Raw genomic sequence first — 22,789 nt, forward strand, 5'->3', positions numbered from 1 at the left:
CACGGCAAATTCCGTTACTGTTCACGCATGTGTGAACAGTAACGAATAAAGAAGGAGTAGCGGAAAACTTCTGCTTGCAGAAGCGCACTTCCTGCGATATTATAATAAGTATGATATGTTATGAAAACTTGGCGGGGGCATATCAATAAAACCAGAAAAGGGGAAGAGCGATTGAAGTGTCCATTTTGCAACGCGGCTGACACGAAAGTAATCGATTCACGGCCTGCGGATGACAACAGTTCTATCAGACGCCGGAGACAGTGCGAGACTTGTGGAAAGCGTTTTACCACATATGAAAAACTTGAGACAATCCCTCTGATGGTTGTCAAAAAGGATAATACCCGGGAGATGTACGACCGGGCGAAGATAGAGGCAGGAATCCTGCATTCCTGCCACAAGCGCCCAGTCTCTCCGGGACAGATTTCGGCGTTGATCGACGATGTGGAAAACAATTTATTTAACCGGGAAGAACGGGAGATCTCGACCGCGGTGATCGGGGAACTTGTGATGGAGCGGTTAAAGGATCTGGATGTGGTTACCTATGTGCGGTTTGCATCGGTATACCGGGAGTTTAAAGACGTCGATACATTTATGGAGGAACTGCAGAAGATACAGCAGCGGAATGTGCCGTCGTATGAGTCTGGAAAGAACGGGGAAGAGACCAGATGATGGGAAATGCGTTTTATCCGGATGAATGGCTGGATTCTGCGTATGATATCCCGTATGAGCAGTTTTACCAGAAGGGAATGCGGGGTATCATATTTGATATTGACAATACGCTGGTGCCGCACGGTGCCCCGGCGGACGAGCGGGCAGTACAGCTGTTTGAACGTTTGCGGGCGATCGGGTTCCACACCTGTCTGCTCTCGAATAATAAGGAGGCGCGGGTCGCCCCGTTTGCCGGACAGGTAGGTTCGGATTATATTTACAAGGGCAGAAAACCGAAGCGCAGCGGATACAGGCAGGCGATGCGCCGGATGGGAACGGGCGAGCGCTCGACGATGTTTGTCGGGGATCAGCTCTTTACGGATGTGTACGGGGCGAGGCGGACAGGCATCTATTCGATTCTTGTAAAGCCGATCAATCCGAAGGAAGAGATCCAGATCGTGTTAAAGCGGTATCTGGAGAAAATTGTCCTGTGGTTCTATGTGAGAAGACAGGAAAAAAATAGCGGAAGTTTGTAGTTGGGTGTTTTTGAACGGTTTGAAAGAGCTTGCCAAGTGGCAGAACTGGATGCTGACAGGAGTGCCGGAAACGGTGGAAAATCAGTTGTTTTCAGAAAAAATATCGGCAATTTTAGAAAAATAAGGGGCGGAATTGACATGATGTGCCCTGTGTTTTCAAAAAAGTAGTTGAAAAAGAGGATTTTATAGTATAAAATAAAAAAGATAAAGCGAGTATTTTCAAGGAGGAGCATCATTTATGATATCAGCGGGCGATTTTAGAAACGGCATCACACTGGAGATTGATGGCAACGTATACCAGATCATGGAATTTCAGCACGTAAAACCGGGAAAGGGAGCTGCGTTCGTTCGTACTAAAATTAAGAACGTAATGAATGGCGGCGTTGTAGAGAAAACCTTCCGTCCGACCGAGAAGTTCCCGTCTGCCAGAATCGACAGAGTTGATATGCAGTATCTGTATTCCGATGGCGACTTATACAACTTCATGGATGTAAACACATATGAGCAGGTAGCTTTAAACCAGGAGACAATCGGCGACGCACTCAAGTTCGTAAAAGAGAACGAGATGTGCAAGATCTGTTCTTACAACGGCAAGGTATTCTCCGTAGAACCGCCGCTGTTCGTAGAGCTTGAGATCACAGATACAGAGCCGGGCTTCAAGGGCGATACCGCTACAGGCGCTACCAAACCGGCAGTTGTAGAGACTGGCGCTACTGTATATGTACCGTTATTCGTAAATCAGGGTGATAAGATCAAGATCGATACACGTACTGGTGAATATCTGTCCAGAGTCTAAGTTATAACATATACGTCAGAAAGGTCTTCACGATACCGTTTGTACCCTTGTGGGGAGGCAGTCGTGTCACTGACAGGTTTCTGACTGGAAACAGAGATTACTGTTTGTGGCAGGCATTTTCCTTTGCTGGTTATGCAGCGCATGAACAGTAGCAAGCAGAGAAACTGTTGTAAGATCCGGAGGAAACGTCGAGATTTTACAACAGTTTTTTTGCTTAACATATCGGGGAGGCGTCTATGACGCGTCCGTTGGTTCATCTCAGAGAGCGGGTTCGGAGTGAACGGTGCTCATGGGGAGTGATAAATATGGAGAACGGAAGAGAAGACCGTCTGCGTCTGGGGGAAGAGGATGAGCCGGGGCGCAGATCTGGTGGCAGGAAGAGGCGTACATCCGGCAGGCAGACGGCAATCCGCCGGGAGCGGACGAGGCAGCAGAAGAAGCGCCGTGTGATGATGCGGCTGTTTTTGTGTCTGCTTATTTTTCTCCTGGGTGCGGGAACAGGCTGGACGCTGCGCGGGAAAATGATCCGCAAGCTGATCGATCCGTCCACGATCGAGATGCCAAACTGGGTTGATGAGCAGCTTCTCACGGTCAACCGATATTCCAGACCGGGGACGAATATCCCGGTCATCAACGGGATCGTGATTCACTATGTGGCAAATCCTGGGACGACGGCACAGCAGAACCATGATTATTTTGAGGGGTTGAAAGATCAGAGCGGCAGTAACACTGTTTCCGTCAGCAGCAATTTCGTGATCGGTCTGGACGGCGAGATCATTGAGTGCGTTCCGGTCGGGGAGAAGGCATATGCCTCCAATGAGAGGAATGCGGACACCGTTTCGATTGAGTGCTGCCATCCGGCGGCAGACGGAAAGTTCACAGACGAGACGTATGACTCGCTGGTAAAACTGACTGCATGGCTGTGCAAGCAGCTCGATTTAAGTCCGAAAGACGTGATCCGTCATTATGACGTGACTGGAAAGGCGTGCCCGAAGTATTTCGTGGATCATGAGGATGCCTGGAAGCAGTTCCGCAAGGATGTGAAAAAGGCAATGCGGAAGGATATATCAGATGAGAGATGACTCCCACCTCTTCAGGTGGCGAGGAGCAAATTAGTATCAGTGGTGGGAGCGGGTCTCCCATCTGATATAGCCTCCGGCAGGATTGCTTAAGATGCGCAAAAGAAATATGTCATGCTTTGCATGACGCGCATCTCGCAGCAAGAATGCAGAGGCATTCTTGAAAATATGCGATATAAATTATGAAAGGGAATCTAGTATGAAAACGATTTTAGATTTGATCGTGGAAGAACTGAAACCGGCGTTTACCGGCTGCGGGTACGATGAGAAGTATATCCGCGTAACGGTATCAAACCGCCCGGATCTCTGCGAGTATCAGTGTAACGGCGCGATGGCAGCTGCCAAAGCGTATAAAAAGAAACCGATCGATATTGCCAATGAGGTGGTGGAAAAGACAGCCGGAAGCAAGATGTTTTCTGAGATCAACGCCGTGATGCCTGGATTTATCAATATCCGCCTGAATCCGTGCTATCTGGCATCCTATGTACAGCAGGTGGCAGAGGATGAAAAGCTGGGACTCAACGCAGCTAAGAAGCCGGAGACGATCATCATCGATTACGGCGGAGCCAATGTAGCAAAACCACTGCATGTCGGACACTTACGTTCCGCGGTCATCGGAGAGAGCATCAAGCGCATCAGCTGCTATATGGGACACCATGTCATCAGCGATGTGCATCTGGGTGACTGGGGATTGCAGATGGGACTGATCATCGAGGAGCTGCATGACCGTCAGCCGGATCTGGTATATTTTGACCCGGATTATACCGGCGAGTATCCGTCGGAGCCGCCGTTTACGATTTCCGAGCTGGAGGATATCTATCCGGCAGCGAGCGCGAAATCCAAGGTAGATGCGGCATTCCGTGAGCGGGCACAGCAGGCAACCTTCAAACTGCAGAGTGGCTATGCACCGTTCCATGCGATCTGGAAGCACATCATGAACGTGTCCTTGAAGGATCTGAAAAAAAACTATGGCAATTTAAATGTATCGTTCGACCTCTGGAAGGGCGAGAGCGATGCGCAGCCATATATTCCGGGACTGATCGAGGATTTACAGAAAAAAGGTCTCGCCTATGAGAGCGATGGCGCGCTGGTTGTCGATATCGCACAGGAAGGGGATGCGAAGGAATATCCGCCTTGTATCGTCCGCAAATCCGACGGTGCGGCGCTGTATGCGACTTCCGATCTGGCGACGATCATCGAACGTGAGCAGGATTTCCATCCGGACCGCTACATTTACGTCGTAGACAAGCGCCAGGAGCTTCATTTTATCCAGGTATTCCGTGTGGCGAAGAAGGCGGGCATCGTCAAAGAAGATACGCCGATGATCTTCTTGGGTTTCGGTACGATGAACGGCAAGGACGGTGGTCCGTTCAAGACACGTGAGGGCGGTGTTATGCGTCTGGAGCACCTGATCAAGAATATCGATGAGAAGGTATATGAGAAGATTCAGGAGAAGCAGAAGGTTCCGGCGGACGAGATGACACGCACGGCGGAGATTGTCGGCCTGGCGGCACTTAAATATGCCGATCTTTCGAATCAGGCGACCAAAGATTACATTTTCGATGTAGACCGCTTTATTTCCTTTGAGGGAAATACAGGTCCACATATCCAGTATATGATCGTCCGCATCAAGTCCATTCTGGAGAAATACAAGGAACTGCGCGGTGCGGATGCTAAAGTGGTTCCGATCCGTCCGGCTGAGAGCGAGACAGAGAAAGCACTTCAGATGGCGCTCTGCCGTTTCGGCGAGGTGACAGAATCTGCATTCTACGAGACGGCGCCGCATAAGCTCTGTCAATACATGGCGGCAGTGGCGGATGCGTTCAATGCATTCTATCTGGAAAATAAGATCCTCTCCGAGGAGGACGCAGCGAAGCAGGCAGCCTTTATCAGCCTGATCACGCTGACCAAGCGGGTGCTGGATACCTGTATGGATCTGCTCGGAATGGAATCGCCGGAACACATGTAATCTGTAATATGGAGGAATCCTCATGAAAATAATAAAAATGTCCGTAGATACCTTCTGGAAGGGCGAAGTACGGGTACAGGGACAGATTGAGGATGAGACAAAGGTATATCAGACAAGAATTTTTATCAAGGGTAGTCAGATCTATGACTACTCTTGTTCTTGTGCGGAGGGAAATTCATTCCGGGGTCCCTGCGTTCATGCAAAAGCGCTTCAGGAGGCGTTTGCCCGCCAGCAGAAAGCCGAGCATACACCGCCGGTTTCGACTTCGCCGGAGATCCGGATGATGATCCGGGAGTACACGAACCGGGAAGTAGCGCGGATTCTGGGCGAGGAAGAGCGGGAACCGGTCTATCTGCATCCCTATTTACAGATCCGGCGCGGCGAAGTGCTTTTGGAGGCACGGATCGGACGGGAAAAACGGTATATTGTGAAAAACCTGCTGGAATTTGCACAGGCGGTTCACAGCGGAAAACGGGTGGAATACGGAAAAGGCATGGCGTTTGAACACGTCCCGTCTGCCTTTGCGCCGGAAAGCCGCCCATTTTTAGATCTTCTGCTGGAGGAGGCGGACGCCTACATACGCCATTATGAGGAGATGCGCGGTCATGCGGGGCTGCCGCTTCCGGTAATGCGGGCGTTAACGCTGGGATCTGCAGCGAGGGATCGGCTGTTTGATCTTTTAGAGGGAAAAGAAGTCCAAACGGAGGACGAGAAAGGTGCTGAACGTGTGTGCCAGGTTGAGCGCAAGGATCCGCGTTTCCCGGTGGAGGTGGAAGCAAGGGGCGATGGAATTGCGGTTACGGTTCCATCGGCTCTAACTTCGTTCCGGGGAGAACAGCGTCTGTATGTGGCAGATGGATTGCATCTGTTTGGATGCAGTGAACTGTATACAGAAACGATGGGCGTTTTTCTGGAGCAGATGGAACAGGGCGGAAGAGAGTGCGGAAGCCGGAAAGAGAAGCGGGGGCTGCTGGTTGGAAGCCGGGATATTCCGCTCTTTTATGCGCGGGTGCTGGAAGGCATGGAGGCACTTGGGATCTTGCAGAGCCCGGAGATCGATTGGGAGAAATACCGCCCAGAGGCGTTGAAAGCCCGGTTTGAGTTTGACAGTGATTCGCCGGACGAGCTGCGTCTGCGTCCGACGCTTTCCTACGGAGATTTTACGTTTTCGCCGCTGGCGGACGAGCATGTTCCGCGGGAGATCTGCCGGGATGTACCGGCGGAATTTTATATCAGCCGCCTGATCACGCGGTACTTCTCTTACTGGGAGGATGAGAGCGGCGAGCTGGTGATCCGCGGGGATGAAGAAGCGCTGTACCAGGTTCTGAGCGAGGGAATGACGCAGTTTCAGGAGGTGGGCGAGGTATGGCTGTCAGAGTCTGTCCGCCATCTGCGCGTCCTGCCTCCGCCGGAAGTGTCGATGGGGGTTTCTCTTGGAGGCGGCTGGCTGGATCTGAAGATTGAGACGGCGGGAATCGACCCGGCGGAGCTTTTGCAGGTACTCAGTGAATACCGCCAAAAAAAGAAATATTACCGCATGAAAAATGGCGAATTTTTGCAGCTCTCGGGCGGCGGTCTGCAGGCGCTTGACAGCCTGACTGCGGATCTGGGACTGACAAAGAGTGAATTTCAGGCGGGGGAGGCGAAGATACCTGCCTACCGTGCTTTTTATCTGGACAGTCTCTCGGGCGACGGCAGGATGAAACTGTTTCAGCGGGATGAAGCCTACGGGATGATGGTGCGCGATCTAAAAACGGCGCAGAGTGTCAGCTATGCGGTTCCGGCGGTGCTGGAAAAGACGCTGCGGGAATATCAGAAGATCGGATATACGTGGATGCGGACGTTGGCGCGGTATCATTTCGGCGGGATCCTGGCAGATGATATGGGACTGGGAAAAACGCTGCAGGTGATTGCGCTTCTGACAGCATTTTATCAGGAAAAAACCGAGCAGAAAGCGGCTGGAAATGAAGGCAGTGGGTCAGAATTACCTCTTCCGTCTTTGATCGTCTGCCCGGCGTCGCTCGTCTACAACTGGGGACAGGAATTTGCCCGGTTTTCGCCGGGGATCCGCGTGCTTCTGATTGCCGGGACGGCGAAAGAACGGCAGGAACAGCTGGAGGAGCAGATGCGGATGGAGGCGTCTGAGGGGGCGCAGGTGATCATCACGTCCTATGATCTGTTGAAACGGGATCGGGAGGCGTATCTGGGACGCACGTTTGAATATGAGATTATTGACGAGGCGCAGGTCATTAAAAATGCAAAGACACAGGGCGCGAAGGCGGTAAAGGAGATTTCGGCGAATGCCCGTTTCGCTCTGACGGGAACGCCGGTGGAAAACCGGCTCAGCGAGCTTTGGAGCATTTTTGATTTCCTGATGCCGGGATTTTTATACAGTTACCGGAAGTTCCGTGAGCGGTATGAGCTGCCGATCGTGAAAAATCAGGATCCGGAAGCATTGACGGCACTGCGGCGGATGACGGGACCGTTTGTCCTGCGCCGCTTGAAAAAGGATGTGCTGCGGGAGCTTCCGACCAAGGAAGAGAGGATCGTTTATTCGGCGGCGTCGGGGCGGCAGCAGAAGCTTTATACGGCGTCGGCGTTGAAACTGAAAGAGGCGCTGGCTGGCGGCGCGTGGTCGGGTAATGGAAAATTGGAAGTGCTTTCCCAGCTCATGCGGCTGCGCCAGATCTGCTGCGATCCGGCACTCTGTTTTGAAGATTATACGGGGGAATCGGCGAAGCTGGAGACCTGTGTTTCGCTGATCGCATCGGCGTCTGCGGCGGGACATAAGATCCTGCTCTTTTCCCAGTTTGCCTCGATGCTGGAGCGGATTCGGGAACGCCTTTTACAAGAGGGCATTTCGTCCCATCTTCTGGTCGGCGCGACCCCGAAGGAAGAACGCAGCCGGATGGTGCAGGCGTTTGCCTCGGATGAGGTTCCGGTGTTCCTTATTTCCCTGAAAGCCGGGGGAACGGGACTCAACCTGACGGCGGCGGATATCGTGATTCATTACGATCCGTGGTGGAATGTGGCAGCGCAGAACCAGGCGACCGACCGCGCGTACCGGATTGGGCAGGAAAAGCCGGTCACGGTATACAAACTGATCTTAAAGGATACGATAGAAGAAAATCTTTTGAAGCTGCAGAATGCGAAGCTTGCGCTGGCGGCGCAGGTGGTTTCAGAGGGAATGGTTTCACTGGGCGATTTGAGCCAGAATGAACTGATGGAGCTGTTTGAACAGAATCCATAAAAAAATTTGCAGAAATAACGGGCAGGAGGAAAAAGCGTGAAGCAATGGAAACGATACAAATCATATATACTGCCATATAAGAGCGCCTTTATTCTGGGACCGCTCATGATGGTAACGGAGGTGCTGGGTGAGATTCTGCTGCCCAAATTTATGTCGATGATTATTAACCATGGCGTGGCGCAGAAAGACGGCGGATACATTCTCAAAATGGGACTTGTGATGGCGATTACCTCCTTTTTGATGGCGGCAGGCGGCATTCTGGGGGCATATTTTGCAGCGAAGGCGTCGATTTCCTTTACCAGCGATCTGCGCCGCGACTTATTTGCCAGAGTGCAGCAGTTTTCATTTAAAAATATCGATACGTTCAGCACGGGATCACTGGTAACCCGTCTGACGAACGATATCCAGCAGGTACAGAACCTGGTTATGATGGGACTTCGGATGATGCTGCGCGCGCCGGGCATGTTTCTGGGGGCGCTTGTGATGGCGTTCTGGATGAATGCGGAACTGGCAGCTGTCATCCTGGTGGTGATTCCGCTTCTGACGGCGGCGATCGTCTGGATCCTACGGACTGCATACCCGCGGTTTACGGCCATGCAGAAAGCGCTGGATACACTCAATAGCGGCATCCAGGAGGTGCTGACGAACGTGCGGGTGGTGAAATCCTTTGTGCGGGAAGACTACGAGGAAAAGCGGTTTGCCGGCACGAACCGGGAGCTCAAGGAGGCAGGGCTGCGGGCGCTGAAGATCGTAATTGCGACGATGCCGGTCATGATGTTCGCGATGAATGTGACGACACTGGCAGTTGTCTGGTTCGGCGGAAACCTGATTATCGGCGGACGGATGGCGGTCGGGGATCTGACGGCATTTACGACCTACATTGTACAGATTCTGATGTCACTTATGATGCTCTCAATGGTATTTTTGCAGAGTTCCCGCGCGATGGCGTCCATCCGGCGAATCGATGAGGTGCTGGATGAGCCGATTGATCTGAGCGATGAAAATGCATCACAGAAGGATCGGAAGGTTGAGAAAGGACGCGTGGAATTTAAGAATGTTTCCTTTTCCTACCGCGAAGGCGGTGAGCCGGTTCTATCCCACATCAGCCTGACGGCAGAGCCGGGAGAGACGATCGGCATCCTCGGTGCGACCGGAAGCGGAAAAACGTCGCTGGTACAGCTGATTCCCCGCCTCTATGATGTGACAGAGGGGAGTGTGCGGGTGGATGGTATCGATGTGCGGGAGTATTCCCTGAAAAATCTCCGGGACGGCGTTGGCATGGTTTTACAGAAAAACGTCCTGTTTTCCGGCACGATCGAGGAAAACCTGCGCTGGGGTGATGAGACGGCGACGGAGGAAGAAGTGCGGCGGGCAGCAGTGTATGCGCAGGCAGATTCCTTTGTGAATTCGTTTGCCGAAGGCTACAAAACGGAGATGGGACAGGGCGGCGTCAATGTATCCGGCGGTCAGAAACAACGGCTGTGCATCGCAAGGGCACTCTTAAAGAAGCCGAAGATCCTGATTCTCGACGACAGCACCAGTGCGGTCGATACGGCAACGGAGGCGGCGATCCGGACGGCATTCCGGGAAGATTTGAAAGATACGACGAAATTTATTATCGCACAGCGGCTGAGTTCGCTGGAATACGCGGATCGGATTCTCGTCCTTGAGGACGGCAGGATTATCGGAGAGGGAACGCAGGAGAAGCTGCTGGCATCCTGTGAGGCGTACCGGGAGATCTATGAGACGCAATATGGAAAACGGGCAGACGGGGAGGGGATGGCATGATGGATGAAAAACAGATTGAAAGCCTGAAACGCCGATATGGCAGCCGCATAGCCGACGCGCCGAAACGCCGCCGGGGACCGGAACGGATGGCGGTCATGAAGGGCGGAAAGCCCAAGGCGGGCGGTCAGACGATGCTGCGCCTGCTTTCATACTTAAAACGCGACCGGATGGCGATGACAGCCGCCTTTTTCTGTGTGATCCTGGGGACGGTGACGAATCTGGTGGGCGCCTATATGTTGCGCCCGATCATCAATCGGTATATTGTGCCTTTAGATGGCAGCCGGGGCGATGTGGCGGGGCTGTTCCGTTCCCTGTGCGTGATGGGAGCGGTTTATTTAGTCAGCGTTGCCGCTTCCTATATGCAGTCGCGCATCATGCTGCAGGTGGCGCAAAACGCGCTGCAGCGGCTGCGGGAAGAGCTGTTTAACCATATGCAGACGCTTCCGCTCCGGTTTTATGATACCGGCAGCAACGGCGATCTGATGAGCCGTTTTACAAACGATGTGGATACGATCGGCATGATGCTCAGCAGTACGCTGGTGCAGCTTTTATCCGGCGCGCTCAGTATTGTGGGAACGCTGGTCCTGATGATTTACACGAACGTGTGGCTGACGGTGATTACGCTTGCCATGATGCCGGTGATGCTGCGTGCCGGTAAATTTGTTGCCGGACGGAGCCAGAAATATTTCTCTGCTCAGCAGGCGGCGCTTGGCGCGATGAACGGCTATATCGAGGAGACTGTGCAGGGGCAGAAGGTCGTCAAGGTATTCTGCCATGAAGAGATCGCAGAGGAAGAATTTGGATGGCTCAATGCGGATCTGAAAGAAAAACAGATCCGGGCTCAGTTTTTCGGCGGTGTGATGGGACCGGTCATGAACAATTTAAGCCAGCTAAATTATGGACTGACAGCCTGCATTGGCGGTCTGCTCTGTGTGTTCCGGAACTTTGATGTCGGTGGACTGACCGTATTTTTAGGTTTTTCGCGGCAATTTTCCAGACCGATCAACGAGCTTTCCATGCAGGTTGGAAACGTATTTTCGGCGCTGGCAGGCGCGGAGCGCGTGTTTGCAGTGCTGGATGCGGAACCAGAGGCGGCAGATGCGTCGGATGCGGTTTCGATCGCGCCGATCCGCGGTGAGGTGGTGCTTGACCATGTGACTTTCGGCTATGAGCCGGGGCAGGTGATTTTGAAGGATATTTCGCTCTATGCGAAGCCGGGACAGAAGATCGCCTTTGTCGGCTCGACGGGAGCCGGAAAAACGACGATCACGAATCTGATCAACCGTTTTTATGATATACAGGGCGGCTCGATCACGGTGGACGGCGTCGATGTCCGCCGGATGCACCGGAAGGAGCTGCGGGAAAATATCGCGATGGTTCTGCAGGATACGCATCTTTTTACCGGCACGGTACGGGAAAATATTCGATACGGGCGGCTGGATGCCACGGATGAAGAAGTTGTTGAGGCGGCAAAAACGGCATCGGCGCATTCCTTTATCATGCGTCTGCCGGATGGGTATGACACGATGCTGGAGGGCGACGGTGCAAACTTAAGCCAGGGACAGCGCCAGCTATTAAACATTGCGCGGGCAGCAGTTTCTAAAGCACCGATCCTGATTCTGGATGAGGCGACGAGTTCGGTCGATACGCGGACGGAGAAGCACATCGAGCACGGCATGGACCGGCTGATGGCGGACCGGACGACCTTTGTCATCGCCCACCGGCTTTCGACAGTCCGCAACGCCAATGCGATCATGGTGCTGGAGCACGGGCAGATCATTGAGCGCGGCGACCATGAAGATCTGCTGGCGCAGAAAGGGCGGTATTTTGAGCTGTATACCGGAATGAAAGAGCTGGAATAAGGCTTTCGTTGAGAATTAAATGAGAATTTGTTTCCTGTACGCGTGAACTCACCTATATTGAAAAACGGATGGATCTAGTGTATAATGGGAACACTTGAAATTTTTAAGTAAAATCGGATCACGTAAGCTGGAAAATAGAGCCGGATCCGTGGCAAATTTTGTACCGTTAGGAGGAATATCTATGAGTATCCGAGTTGGAATTTTAGGATATGGAAATCTGGGACGCGGCGTGGAGTGTGCGATCCGCCAGAATCCGGATATGGAACTGAAAGCAGTATTTACACGGCGTGCGCCGGAAACGGTCAAGATCCTGACCGAGGGCGTACCGGTTTATCATGTAGATGAGGCAGAGGCGAAGAAAGACGAGATCGACGTTTTGATTCTCTGCGGCGGTTCGGCTACGGATCTGCCGGTCCAGACCCCGAAATATGCACAGTGGTTTAACGTAGTGGACAGCTTCGATACCCATGCAAAGATTCCAGAGCATTTCGCAGCAGTCGATGAGTCCGCACAGAAATCCGGAAAGGTTGGCATCATCTCCGTTGGCTGGGATCCGGGTATGTTCTCCCTGAACCGTCTCTATGCAGCTGCATGCCTGCCGGAGGGCGAAAATTATACATTCTGGGGCAAGGGCGTCAGCCAGGGACATTCCGATGCGATCCGCCGGATCGAGGGCGTCAAGGATGCCAGACAGTACACAATCCCAGTTGAGAGTGCACTGGAGGCAGTCAGAAGCGGCAGCAGCCCAGAGCTGACCACCCGCGAAAAACACACCAGAGAGTGCTTTGTTGTGGCAGAAGAGGGCGCGGATCAGGCAAAGATCGAGAATGAGATCAAGACCATGCCGAACTACTTTTCTGATTATGACACAACGGTTCATTTCATCACCGAAGAAGAACTGAAACGCGATCACAACCGTCTCCCGCACGGTGGTTTTGTACTCCGCAGCGGTAAGACCGGCTGGAACAAAGAGAACCACCATATCATCGAGTACAGCTTAAAGCTGGATTCCAACCCGGAATTTACTTCCGCCATCATCGTGGCATACGCACGCGCGGCATACAAGATGAACCAGGAAGGCCAGAAGGGCTGCAAGACCGTCTTTGATGTGGCACCGGCATATCTGTCGGCAGAGAGTGGGGCAGATCTGCGGAAGAAGTATCTGTAAAAATTTATTAAATAAAAGTAGAAAGCGTCTGGAATGCAGAAGATCTGCATGACAAGATGGATTCTGTGACGCACGGCGTATGCAAAGGCGGCGTTAACTGGAAACCGGCGAAGCTGGTCAACGATTTAAAGAGAAGATACAAAAAGAATCAAGCGGTAGCTGGAGGATCTGAATGTCCTTCGGCTACCTGTTTTTGTAATAAAATTGTAATAATTTCAAATTTTCCTTTCAACTTGTATTGTCGCTTAAAATGAAGTAAAATGTAAGACAGATTTGCATGATTTGTACCTGCGCAGCACTGGCAAAATCCGTTAAAGTCCGCGCAATGAGTGAACGTAACTTTACGTTTGCGGGAGCTGGCGGGTAGGAGAAAAGCGAAAATACATACAGGAAGGACAATATACGATGAATAAATGGAAAAAATCCGTGCGTTCCCTCTGCCTGGGAATGGCACTTATGATGTCTGTGTCATGGACTGCATTTGCTGCGACAGACGGGGCGACCGGTCCGGGACAGGCGGCAGGAGGCACGGTCTCCGGCGCAGTTCCTTCGGGAGCAACGGTTACTTCACAGAATGCAGCTCAGCCGACGGTGGCAGCGCAGGGCGCAGTGCTCTATGATGCGACGCACAACCAGTTCCTGTTTTCCAAGAATGCGGATACGCAGTATTATCCAGCCAGCATCACGAAGCTGATGACGGCGCTTCTGGTAGCGGAAAACTGTAATCTGAGTGATACGGTAACCTTTTCCCAGACGGCAGTTTCGAATCTGGAATCGGGCGCGGTGACGTTGCAGGTCAAGGCGGGCGATACCTTTACGGTTAAGGACTGTCTCTATGGTCTGCTTTTAAAATCGGCAAATGAGGTGGCAAACGGACTGGCGGAGCATGTGTCCGGCAGTGTCAGCGCGTTTGCGGATAAGATGAATGAGAAGGCAGCGTCCTTAGGATGCACGCATACGCATTTTGCAAATCCGAATGGTCTGAACAATGCAAACCATTTTACAACCGCACATGATATGGCGCTGATTGCAAATGCTGCATTCAATAATGCGACGGTGCGTCAGGTTGCATCGACCCTGCATTACGATTTCCCGGCGACTGCCAGCGTGCCGACGGTGCGGACGCTTACGATGGGACATAAGATGCTCAATCCGGCAAATTCCCAGTACTATGAGGGAATCATAGGCGGAAAGACCGGTTATACCTCCCTGGCAGGCAACACGCTGGTAACGTGTGCAGAGCGAAATGGCGTGCGCCTGATTGCAGTTATTTTAAAGAGTTCGCAGACCCATTATGACGATACGAAGAAGCTGCTGGACTATGGTTTTGCAGTGGCGGGAAGCGCATCCGGCACACCGGCTGGCACGAACACCTCGGTATCGGATGCGGCGAACAACAGTACGTCAAATTCCAGCAAGCCGTCCGGCAATACGACCAGCACAAATACCTCGTCTTCCGGCAGTCAGGGCGGACCGGGTAGCTCTGGAGCTGGCAATACAGCTGCTCAGGGCGACGGTGCGTGGCAGCAGTTTGGAAATGAATGGAAATACCTGAAAGCAAACGGAACCTACGCGGCAAATGAGAGTCTACTGATCAAGGGAGAGACATACTATTTCCATGCGGATGCGTGGATGGCGCGTGACTGGCAGATGGTAGACGGCTCCTGGCATTATTATACCGAAAGCGGGGCTATGGCGAAGAGCCGCTGGATTCAGACGAATGGATACTGGTATTATGTGAGTGCTGACGGAGCATTGTTTGTCAATGGAACGACACCGGACGGATATAGAGTCGATGCGAATGGTGTCTGGATTCAGAAATAAAGAAGAGAATAAAACGGAGCCGACCGGCAGAAAAGACCGGGGCGGCTCCGTTTTTCACAGCTCTGCGGTCGCAAAAAGACCGGCGGCATAGCTGGCAGATGGGGGTGATGTTATTATAGTGTGATCAATTCATACTCCCGGCTTCCCAGACCGATCTTCTCCGCGTGTGCCAGGCAGCTTTTCCACTCAGATTCTGGTGTGGAATTTGTGAAATGGTCATGGTGATCGTGGAAATCCGGATCAGCAAGATGTTTTGCAAGCTGGCTGCCCGGCATCGGAGCAGCGGCCAGACAGGCGTCCACACAGGCCTGATCGAGTGCCAGCGGATCGAAAGAAGCAAACATACCAAGATTTGGAAGGATCGGTACGTCATTTTCACCGTGGCAGTCGCAGTTCGGGGAGACGTCAACGACCAGGGAAATATGGAAGTTTGGACGTCCATCCACAACGGCTTTTGTGTATTCCGCCATACGGCAGTTTAACAGCTCGTTGGCTGCGTTGTTGTCAAATTCGATCGCGTCAAAGTTGCAGGCGCCGAGACACCGTCCGCAGCCGACGCAGTGCTCAGCATCCACGTGCATTTTTCTGGAGGCTTCATCGAAAACGAGACCGCCGTTGGCACATTCCTTCTGACAGCGGCGGCAGCCCCGGCAGAGCTTTTCCTTGACGTGTGGTTTTCCACTGCTGTGCTGATCGGTCTTACCGGCGCGAGAACCGCAGCCCATGCCGATATTTTTGATCGTACCGCCGAAGCCGGTCATCTCATGTCCCTTGAAATGGGTCAGGCTGATAAAGACATCGGCGTCCATGACGGCGCGGCCGATCTTAGCTTCTTTGATGTATTCGCCTCCGGCCACCGGAACAGCGATGTCATCGGTGCCTTTTAATCCATCACCGATGATGATTGGACATCCAACAGTCAACGGGGTAAATCCGTTTTCCCAGGCGCATTCCAGGTGCTCGAGCGCATTCTTGCGGCTGCCTGGATACATCGTATTGCAGTCTGTTAAAAATGGTTTGCCGCCCAGCTCTTTGATGACATCAACAACGGCTTTGGCATAATTCGGACGCAGATAACTGATATTTCCAAGTTCACCAAAGTGCATCTTGATAGCGACAAATTTACCGTCCATATCGATGGAACCGATCCCGGCTTTACGGATCAGTTTTTTTAATTTGGTAGGGAGACCGTCGCCAAATGCAATGGTGTGGAAATCTGTAAAATATACCGTTGCTTTTTCGGTTTTTGACATATGAATACCTCCTGATAGATTGCCTTTTTGGATTTTTTATTATAGTAAGGTGATAAAAAAATCCATTTTATTATACCGGAATCGGGTGGATGTGTCAAAAATTTACTTTTCTTTTTAATGTAGTTCCTATATAATAAAAAAATATGGAAAAAGCAGATTTCAGCTGCAGGGAGGATTCTGGCAAGATACCTGTATCTGGAAACCTGCTTTTGAAAATACGAGGGGACTTGTCTGCATAGAAGGGACAGTGACCCGGGCAGGAGATGACAGTATGAGAAATGCACCGGTTATCTATATCGTGGTGCCTTGCTACAACGAAGAGGAAGTTCTGCCATTGACGGCAGAATTTTTAGGTAAAAAATTAGATGATTTAACCCGCAGCCGCCGGATTCATCCGGGAAGCCGGGTGCTGATGGTAGACGACGGTTCGAAGGATAGAACGTGGAAGCTGATCGAGGAACTCCATGAGAAGGACGAGCGGTTTGCAGGTGTGAAGCTGAGCCGCAACCGCGGTCATCAGAACGCGCTTTTAGCCGGGCTTTTTGAGGCGGCGAGACGGCGGTGTGACGCGGCGATCTCGATGGATGCCGATCTGCAGGATGATGTGGACGCATGCGACGCGATGATCGAGCGGTATATGGCTGGCTGTGACATCGTGTACGGTGTGCGTCGCCACAGGACGACGGATACATTTTTTAAGCGTACAACCGCACTGGGATTTTATAAGATTATGAATGCGTTGGGAGCGAACACCGTGTATAATCATGCGGATTACCGACTGATGAGCCGGAGGGCGCTGGAAGGACTGGCGGAATTTTCGGAGGTCAATCTGTTTCTGCGCGGGATTGTCCCGATGATCGGCTATCCGTCCGATGTGGTATATTATGACCGTAAAGAGCGGGCAGCAGGGGAGAGCAAATATCCGCTGAAAAAGATGCTGGCTTTTGCCATCGAGGGCATCACTTCGCTGAGTACAAAGCCGATCCGGATGATTACGTTCATGGGAATTGCGGCATTTTTTGTCAGTATTGGATTCCTTATCTGGGCAGTGGTTGATTTCTTCCGGGGCAATACGATCACCGGCTGGGCGAGCATGATGGTGTCGCTCTGGTTTATCGGCGGACTGCTCCTTCTCTCGGTCGGAATCGTCGGAGAGTATGTCGGAAAGATTTATCTGGAGTCGAAGCACCGCCCGCGCTATATCATTGAGAGCCGCACGCCGGATCGCATCCGAGAACGTGAGAAAGGGCGCAGCCGGAGGCAGGAGATGCCGGGAGAAAATTTGCGCCGCAGCCGTGCAGAAGCACGGGAACTCCAGACATCAAAAAGAAGAGAAGCTGTGCAAAAACCGGAGCAGGAGTGAAATAGCTCTTAAAAATAATAGTTCTTAAAAATTCAGGAAACACTTGACAAACCTGGAAAATGGGTGTATCTTCATAAACAAATAATTCCTATCAGGAATAAGGGAATATAAGCTGAAAGGGGACAGATCCGATGCGTCAGAGTAAAGCCATGCAGATGAATATGATGATGAACGGCATGTGTATGATGTGCTGTCATATTTGTGTGCATGAAAGACGGAACGGGCTGGTCGGATAGACCTGTAAGTATAGCATAGGAAGCCGCGATCCGTACTGGATTCGCGGCTTTTTTGTGTCATAAGAAATTCCTTGGAATTCCTTATGACACAAAAAGGCACTAACTGCTTCCTGTGACAGAAAAACAGTAGTGGCATCTTTTATGCGACAGGATATCAATGCTGTATATTCGAAAAAAGAGAGGGGAAAAGACAATGGAGCAGAGAAAGAAAGCGATCATCTGCCTGGAAGGACTGGGAAAGCAATTCCAGACAACTAACGGAACGGTGACCGCGTTAGATGATATTAACCTGGAAATCCTGCAAGGTGAGATTTTTGGAATTATCGGTCTGTCAGGTGCAGGAAAGAGTACGCTGGTCCGGTGTATCAATTATCTGGAGACACCGACGGCGGGACGGGTTATTTTTGAGGGGCAGAACCTGTCGATGATGAAGGAGGCGGAGATTCGGAAAGCCAGACAGTCGATGGGAATGATTTTCCAGCAGTTTAATCTTCTGGCACAGAGAAATGTACTCCAGAATGTGTGCTTTCCGATGGAGATTGCCGGTGTCCCGAAAGCAGAGGCGAAGAAACGGGCGGCTGAGCTTTTAAAATTAGTCGGTCTGGAAGAACGGATGAAGGCATATCCGGCACAGCTCTCCGGCGGACAGAAGCAGCGTGTGGCGATTGCACGTGCGATGTCCACGAACCCGAAGGTGCTGCTTTGCGATGAGGCGACGAGTGCCCTCGACCCGAACACGACAAAATCGATTTTGGAGCTTCTCAAGAAGATTAATCGCGAACTCGGCATTACTGTGATCGTGATTACCCATGAGATGGCGGTGATTGAGTCTATCTGCGACCGTGTGGCGATCATCGACCACAGCCACATTGCAGAGTCTGGCAAGGTATCAGAGATTTTCTCCGGTCCGAAGTCGGAGATTGGGCGGCAGCTGATTCTCGGTGAGACGGTAGGGCAGAAGACAAGCTTTGCCAGAGCGCGCCAGATCCGCGTTATTTTCAATGGACAGGAATCCTCGGAGCCAATTATTTCTAATATGGTATTAGCCTGCAAGGTTCCGGTCAATATCCTTCTCGCGGATACCCACGATATTGGGGGCAAGGCGATGGGACAGATGCTTCTGCAGCTCCCGGAGGACGAGGTAGATGCAGGGCGTATCTGCAATTATTTAAAAACGGTCGGTGTGACCTATGAGGAGGTGCGCTAAGATGGTATTTGATGCGAAGACAGTCAGTATGCTGGTAAAAGAGACCTGGAGAACCTTATATATGGTAGGTCTTTCTTCCCTGATTTCTTATTTGATCGGCATCCCGCTCGGCGTGGCGCTGGTTGTAACCGATAAAGACGGCATCCGTCCGGTGCCGCTGTTCAACAAAGTGGCGGGCGTGATTGTCAACCTGCTCCGTTCGGTGCCGTTTATCATCCTGTTAGCGATGGTAATGCCGCTGACCCGTGCGATCGTGGGAAAGACGATCGGAGCAAATGCGGCAGTTGTACCGCTGGTAATCGCGGCGTTCCCGTACATCAGCCGTATGGTAGAGGCATCATTAAAGGAAATTGATGCAGGCGTGATTGAAGCAGCAAAATCAATGGGCGCTTCAACCTGGCAGATTATTTTCAAGGTGCTGCTTCCGGAGTCCAAGCCGTCCCTGTTAGTCGGCGCAGCGATTTCGATCACGACAATCCTCGGATATTCCGCGATGGCAGGCTGTGTCGGCGCCGGCGGTCTGGGCGATGTGGCGATCCGATATGGATACCACCGTTATCAGGCAGATATGATGCTGGTTACCGTTGTGATTCTGGTTATTATCGCACAGCTGATTCAGGAGATCTTTACACGAAGTTCGAGAAGAAGTGATAAGAGAATCCGTTAATAAGATATTTACAGAAATGAAATGCAGCCTATCGTCTGTGGCAGATGCAGGACATTTCTGAAATATAAATTTAAACACACAAAGAGGAGGAGATCACTATGAAAAAATCATTCTTAGGAACCACATTCCTGGCACTGCTGGCAGCTGCATCCTTAGCAGGCTGCTCTTCCAGCTCGAATGAGACAACTGCTGAGACCGCTGCAGAGGCAGCAGAGGAGACTACCGCAGAGGCTAAAGAGGCAGACGGCGATCTGGAGAAGCTGGTAGTAGGCGCAAGCCCGGCACCGCATGCTGAGATCCTGGAAGCTGCAAGAGACCTTCTGGCAGACAAGGGCTACGATCTGGAGATCGTAGAGTATACTGATTATGTACAGCCGAACAACGCACTGGAGTCCGGCGATCTGGATGCAAACTACTTCCAGCACAAACCATATCTGGATACCTTCAATGAGGAGAATGGCACTCACCTGGTAAGTGCAGGTGCAATCCATTATGAGCCATTCGGCATCTACGCAGGCAAGAGCGATTCTTTAGATGAGCTGGCTGACGGCGCAGAGGTTCTGGTGCCAAACGATGTAACCAACGAGGCAAGAGCACTTCTGCTTCTTCAGGATCAGGGTCTTCTGACACTGAAAGAGGATGAAGGTCTGACCGCAACTATCAATGATATTACAGAGAACCCGAAGAACCTGGATATCGTAGAACTTGAGGCAGCACAGCTTCCGCGTTCCTTACAGGATGCTGATATTGCAGTTATCAACGGCAACTACGCAATCGAGGCTGGTTTAAAGGTAACCGATGCTCTGGCAGTAGAGGCTTCTGACTCTCTGGCAGCCCAGACATACGGAAATGTTGTAGCAGTCCGTGAGGGTGACGAGGAGAGCGACAAGACAAAAGCTCTGATGGAAGTCCTGACAAGCGATGATATCAAAGAATTTATCGAGACGAAGTACGATGGAGCGGTTGTTCCGCTGTTTTAATTGACGGCAGGAACCTGATTACAGCAACGAAATTGGGAAGAGGCGGATGCTTTGCGGTGAAAACCGCAGGCGGAGGTCTCTTCTTTCAATTTATGGGAATGTGCGTCAGATGAAAAATGTTTTGCGTGAATTTTTTTGAATCATGTGATAGAATAAGAAAAAGATAAAGGTGACAGGCGGGTGATAAGAATGGAAATTCATATGCAGAACAGGAAAAAGGGCTTTACGCTGGCGGAGCTTTTGGTAGTCGTTGCGATAGTTTCCATTTTAGCTGCAATTTCTATTCCCATTTTTACCAGGCAGCTGGAGACCAGCCGGGAGGCCACGGATCTTGCCAATGTCCGTTCTGCATATGCAGAGGTTATGGCAGCGGTCATGATTGAGGATACAGAGAATGAAGTGAAGGTTGTAAAGCTGAAGCAGAAAAAAGAAAAATGGCAGTCGCATGACCCGGTGACGATAGGTGGAGTGATGCATTATAATGATCAGGGTGATACGGCCAACTGGATTGGTTATCCGGTTCCGGGTGGGGAGTGTGAAGTTTCCTATCGGCCGGATTCGGGAGTGTTTTTTAACTGGAAAGGCGGAAAGGGTACAGGCGGTTCGGAACAGAAATACGCGTTTAATATCAATTGCGATGTACATGCGCCCTTGAATGACAGCGACATATTGGAAATGCTGGGTAATAACAACAATTTTGAAATTGATTCCAACTGTACAAAATCCAATATGCTTCCAAAGATACAGGAAAAGATTGAGGGGGACAGCCTGTTAAAAAAGGGAACCTGGGCCTATCTGGGAGATGCGAAGGATAAGTCGAAGCGATATTTATTCTGGACATCTGTAGATATATCGTCAGATTCGGTTGGTGCAGGAAAGAAGATACCGGTTATTATCAGTACAGCAGATGGAAGGTTTTATATTTCGGAAACAACTACCGCTATTCGAAAGAATACAGCTGGTAACTATGTGGCAATCGCCGATCATCTAACTCCAAAACAGTATACGGAATATCTTTCGAATGATAAAAAGTATGAGAATCTGCAGGAGGCATATGATGCATACGCAAAGCTGGTGACGGATGGGACGTATCAACAGTATAAGGATACGCTGCCGAAGTAGGGTCTGTGCAGCTGTTACAGCTGGGCGTCTTTAAAGTGGGAAGAGCCAGGGCATATGTTACTGTTCACGCATACGTGCCCAGTAACGGAATTTGCCGTGGCTTCGCATTTAAATACGGCAAATTCCTGCTGCCACCACGTTTTCTTACGGCACTTTCGGTTCCAAAAGTGCCTACCTGTGAACAGTAACGGGCATATATCATTTATCAACCTGTGCCGAAAACCTTGACATTTTCCTGAAAAACCTCTATGATAACAAGGAACTGAAAAATGAAAGGCAGTGAAGAAGAGGAGTACACATAGAAGCCCTGACAGAGAGAACCGCGCAGGTTGAGAGACGGTTCCGGGAAACGGATGTGGAAGGTAGCTTCGGAGCCGGATTTCTGAAAAACCGCGTTCTGCTATGACTTAGGAATGTTGTGAAAGAGAGTGGTGGATAAGAGATCCCGGGAGTTCCCGTTATAGAATCAAGAGGATTGGGGTAAAGTCTGGATGTGTGCAAAGAAAACACCGGCAGGCGGAAATCCTGATTGAATTAAGGTGGTACCGCGTATATGACGCCCTTTGCAGATGATATGTCTGCAAGGGGCTTTTTCATTTCATAGGAAATTACGTCCTATGAAACAAAAAACGCTCCGCGAGGATGCGCACTCGCGCGAAGCAGAAACATGTCGCAAGCGACCGCGCTCGGCGCGAGAATGTGCCAAGGCACATTCTTTTTCATAGGAAACGCGCTTCGGAAAGGACAAAACAGATGAAAAAACAGGGTCCGCTGACAAGCTGTGATACGTGAGGCAATTATGTCTATGACGATGATTATGGGTATTATCTGTGCGAGGCAGATCTGGATGAGGACGAGATGGCGGCATTTTTAAGCAACCAGCGTTTTGTCTGCCCGTACTACCAGACGGATGATGAGTACAAGATTGTCCGGAAACAGATGTAAGAAACTGCATCGGAAATTACACAAAATGAAGGTAAACAAGATGCGGTTCATGATAGAATGCGAGGATAAACAGCATTTGATGAGTTAAAACACAAA

Annotated in this window: 17 protein-coding genes, 1 pseudogene and 1 other annotated feature; of the genes and pseudogenes, 17 read left to right on the forward strand and 1 reads right to left on the reverse strand. The window is 51.1% G+C overall.

The genetic code is table 11. The features are described 5' to 3' along the window. Positions 1-171: 171 nt before the first annotated feature. The 11 genes from nrdR (at position 172) to DXB70_RS04445 (ending at position 14,920) form a co-directional block, all read left to right on the forward strand. A complete protein-coding gene (gene nrdR / locus DXB70_RS04400) occupies positions 172-669 on the forward strand; it encodes a transcriptional regulator NrdR (protein ID WP_117795612.1) in 498 nt (165 codons plus the stop codon). After that, positions 669-1,184 (forward strand): YqeG family HAD IIIA-type phosphatase, encoded by a 516-nt coding sequence (locus DXB70_RS04405; RefSeq protein ID WP_107000417.1) that lies wholly within the window; start codon positions 669-671, stop codon positions 1,182-1,184. The genes nrdR and DXB70_RS04405 overlap by 1 nt, the downstream gene beginning before the upstream one ends. Before the next feature lie 36 nt (positions 1,185-1,220). Then, a complete protein-coding gene (locus DXB70_RS14530) occupies positions 1,221-1,352 on the forward strand; it encodes a hypothetical protein (protein WP_270228417.1) in 132 nt (43 codons plus the stop codon). 70 nt (positions 1,353-1,422) lie between these two features. After that, a complete protein-coding gene (efp, locus tag DXB70_RS04410; protein WP_022358740.1) occupies positions 1,423-1,980 on the forward strand; it encodes an elongation factor P in 558 nt (185 codons plus the stop codon). 305 nt (positions 1,981-2,285) lie between these two features. Continuing rightward, on the forward strand, positions 2,286-3,062 hold the full coding sequence (locus DXB70_RS04415) for a peptidoglycan recognition family protein (protein ID WP_118490748.1): 777 nt from the start codon (positions 2,286-2,288) through the stop codon (positions 3,060-3,062). Positions 3,063-3,258: 196 nt separating this feature from the next. Next, positions 3,259-5,028: an arginine--tRNA ligase gene (argS, locus tag DXB70_RS04420; RefSeq protein ID WP_118672730.1), complete on the forward strand. Its 1,770-nt coding sequence runs from the start codon at positions 3,259-3,261 to the stop codon at positions 5,026-5,028. 22 nt (positions 5,029-5,050) lie between these two features. Further along, entirely contained in the window at positions 5,051-8,278 is a 3,228-nt protein-coding gene (locus DXB70_RS04425; protein WP_118672731.1) for an SNF2 helicase associated domain-containing protein, read from the forward strand. A gap of 105 nt (positions 8,279-8,383) precedes the next feature. Further along, positions 8,384-10,066 carry an ABC transporter ATP-binding protein gene (locus DXB70_RS04430; protein ID WP_118672761.1) on the forward strand — a complete coding sequence of 561 codons (1,683 nt, stop codon included), beginning with the start codon at positions 8,384-8,386 and terminating at the stop codon, positions 10,064-10,066. After that, the gene (locus DXB70_RS04435; protein WP_106999992.1) at positions 10,063-11,928 is read left to right on the forward strand and encodes an ABC transporter ATP-binding protein; all 1,866 of its coding nucleotides are present in this window, start codon (positions 10,063-10,065) and stop codon (positions 11,926-11,928) included. Before DXB70_RS04430 ends, DXB70_RS04435 begins: the two co-directional genes overlap by 4 nt. Positions 11,929-12,109: 181 nt before the next feature. Continuing rightward, positions 12,110-13,096, forward strand: coding sequence for a diaminopimelate dehydrogenase (locus tag DXB70_RS04440; protein ID WP_118672732.1), 987 nt, complete (start codon positions 12,110-12,112; stop codon positions 13,094-13,096). A 405-nt stretch (positions 13,097-13,501) separates the two neighbouring features. Beyond that, on the forward strand, positions 13,502-14,920 hold the full coding sequence (locus DXB70_RS04445; RefSeq protein WP_118672733.1) for a D-alanyl-D-alanine carboxypeptidase family protein: 1,419 nt from the start codon (positions 13,502-13,504) through the stop codon (positions 14,918-14,920). 113 nt (positions 14,921-15,033) lie between these two features. On the opposite strand, the gene DXB70_RS04450 is transcribed toward DXB70_RS04445, so the two are convergent. Next, entirely contained in the window at positions 15,034-16,173 is a 1,140-nt protein-coding gene (locus DXB70_RS04450; RefSeq protein WP_118672734.1) for a DUF362 domain-containing protein, read from the reverse strand. 271 nt (positions 16,174-16,444) lie between these two features. On the opposite strand from DXB70_RS04450, the gene DXB70_RS04455 reads away from it, so the two are divergent. From DXB70_RS04455 to DXB70_RS14330, 6 genes and pseudogenes are all read left to right on the forward strand, one after another. Continuing rightward, a complete protein-coding gene (locus tag DXB70_RS04455) occupies positions 16,445-17,536 on the forward strand; it encodes a glycosyltransferase family 2 protein (RefSeq protein ID WP_118672735.1) in 1,092 nt (363 codons plus the stop codon). Positions 17,537-17,965: 429 nt separating this feature from the next. After that, positions 17,966-18,979 carry an ATP-binding cassette domain-containing protein gene (locus DXB70_RS04460; protein ID WP_118672736.1) on the forward strand — a complete coding sequence of 338 codons (1,014 nt, stop codon included), beginning with the start codon at positions 17,966-17,968 and terminating at the stop codon, positions 18,977-18,979. 1 nt (position 18,980) lies between these two features. Next, on the forward strand, positions 18,981-19,646 hold the full coding sequence (locus DXB70_RS04465; protein ID WP_022358729.1) for a methionine ABC transporter permease: 666 nt from the start codon (positions 18,981-18,983) through the stop codon (positions 19,644-19,646). A 98-nt stretch (positions 19,647-19,744) separates the two neighbouring features. Continuing rightward, a complete protein-coding gene (locus DXB70_RS04475; RefSeq protein WP_118672737.1) occupies positions 19,745-20,626 on the forward strand; it encodes a MetQ/NlpA family ABC transporter substrate-binding protein in 882 nt (293 codons plus the stop codon). Positions 20,627-20,815: 189 nt separating this feature from the next. Further along, positions 20,816-21,748 carry a type II secretion system protein gene (locus DXB70_RS04480; protein WP_207665598.1) on the forward strand — a complete coding sequence of 311 codons (933 nt, stop codon included), beginning with the start codon at positions 20,816-20,818 and terminating at the stop codon, positions 21,746-21,748. A gap of 270 nt (positions 21,749-22,018) precedes the next feature. Further along, positions 22,019-22,315, forward strand: a binding site (T-box leader). Between the two features lie 186 nt (positions 22,316-22,501). Next, positions 22,502-22,693, forward strand: a pseudogene (locus DXB70_RS14330) (DUF6472 family protein). Positions 22,694-22,789: the final 96 nt, after the last annotated feature.

It is taken from the genome of Clostridium sp. OM05-5BH, assembly GCF_003481505.1.
GTDB lineage: Bacteria > Bacillota > Clostridia > Lachnospirales > Lachnospiraceae > Otoolea > Otoolea fessa.

What these genes read in the sequence shown, in the direction of transcription:
- DXB70_RS04405 (WP_107000417.1), top strand. Translation starts at nt 669, where the DNA reads ATGGGAAATGCGTTTTATCCGGATGAATGGCTGGATTCTGCGTATGAT.
- efp (WP_022358740.1), top strand. Translation starts at nt 1,423, where the DNA reads ATGATATCAGCGGGCGATTTTAGAAACGGCATCACACTGGAGATTGAT.
- DXB70_RS04415 (WP_118490748.1), top strand. Translation starts at nt 2,286, where the DNA reads ATGGAGAACGGAAGAGAAGACCGTCTGCGTCTGGGGGAAGAGGATGAG.
- argS (WP_118672730.1), top strand. Translation starts at nt 3,259, where the DNA reads ATGAAAACGATTTTAGATTTGATCGTGGAAGAACTGAAACCGGCGTTT.
- DXB70_RS04425 (WP_118672731.1), top strand. Translation starts at nt 5,051, where the DNA reads ATGAAAATAATAAAAATGTCCGTAGATACCTTCTGGAAGGGCGAAGTA.
- DXB70_RS04430 (WP_118672761.1), top strand. Translation starts at nt 8,384, where the DNA reads ATGATGGTAACGGAGGTGCTGGGTGAGATTCTGCTGCCCAAATTTATG.
- DXB70_RS04435 (WP_106999992.1), top strand. Translation starts at nt 10,063, where the DNA reads ATGATGGATGAAAAACAGATTGAAAGCCTGAAACGCCGATATGGCAGC.
- DXB70_RS04440 (WP_118672732.1), top strand. Translation starts at nt 12,110, where the DNA reads ATGAGTATCCGAGTTGGAATTTTAGGATATGGAAATCTGGGACGCGGC.
- DXB70_RS04445 (WP_118672733.1), top strand. Translation starts at nt 13,502, where the DNA reads ATGAATAAATGGAAAAAATCCGTGCGTTCCCTCTGCCTGGGAATGGCA.
- DXB70_RS04450 (WP_118672734.1), bottom strand. Translation starts at nt 16,173, where the DNA reads ATGTCAAAAACCGAAAAAGCAACGGTATATTTTACAGATTTCCACACC.
- DXB70_RS04455 (WP_118672735.1), top strand. Translation starts at nt 16,445, where the DNA reads ATGAGAAATGCACCGGTTATCTATATCGTGGTGCCTTGCTACAACGAA.
- DXB70_RS04460 (WP_118672736.1), top strand. Translation starts at nt 17,966, where the DNA reads ATGGAGCAGAGAAAGAAAGCGATCATCTGCCTGGAAGGACTGGGAAAG.
- DXB70_RS04465 (WP_022358729.1), top strand. Translation starts at nt 18,981, where the DNA reads ATGGTATTTGATGCGAAGACAGTCAGTATGCTGGTAAAAGAGACCTGG.
- DXB70_RS04475 (WP_118672737.1), top strand. Translation starts at nt 19,745, where the DNA reads ATGAAAAAATCATTCTTAGGAACCACATTCCTGGCACTGCTGGCAGCT.
- DXB70_RS04480 (WP_207665598.1), top strand. Translation starts at nt 20,816, where the DNA reads ATGGAAATTCATATGCAGAACAGGAAAAAGGGCTTTACGCTGGCGGAG.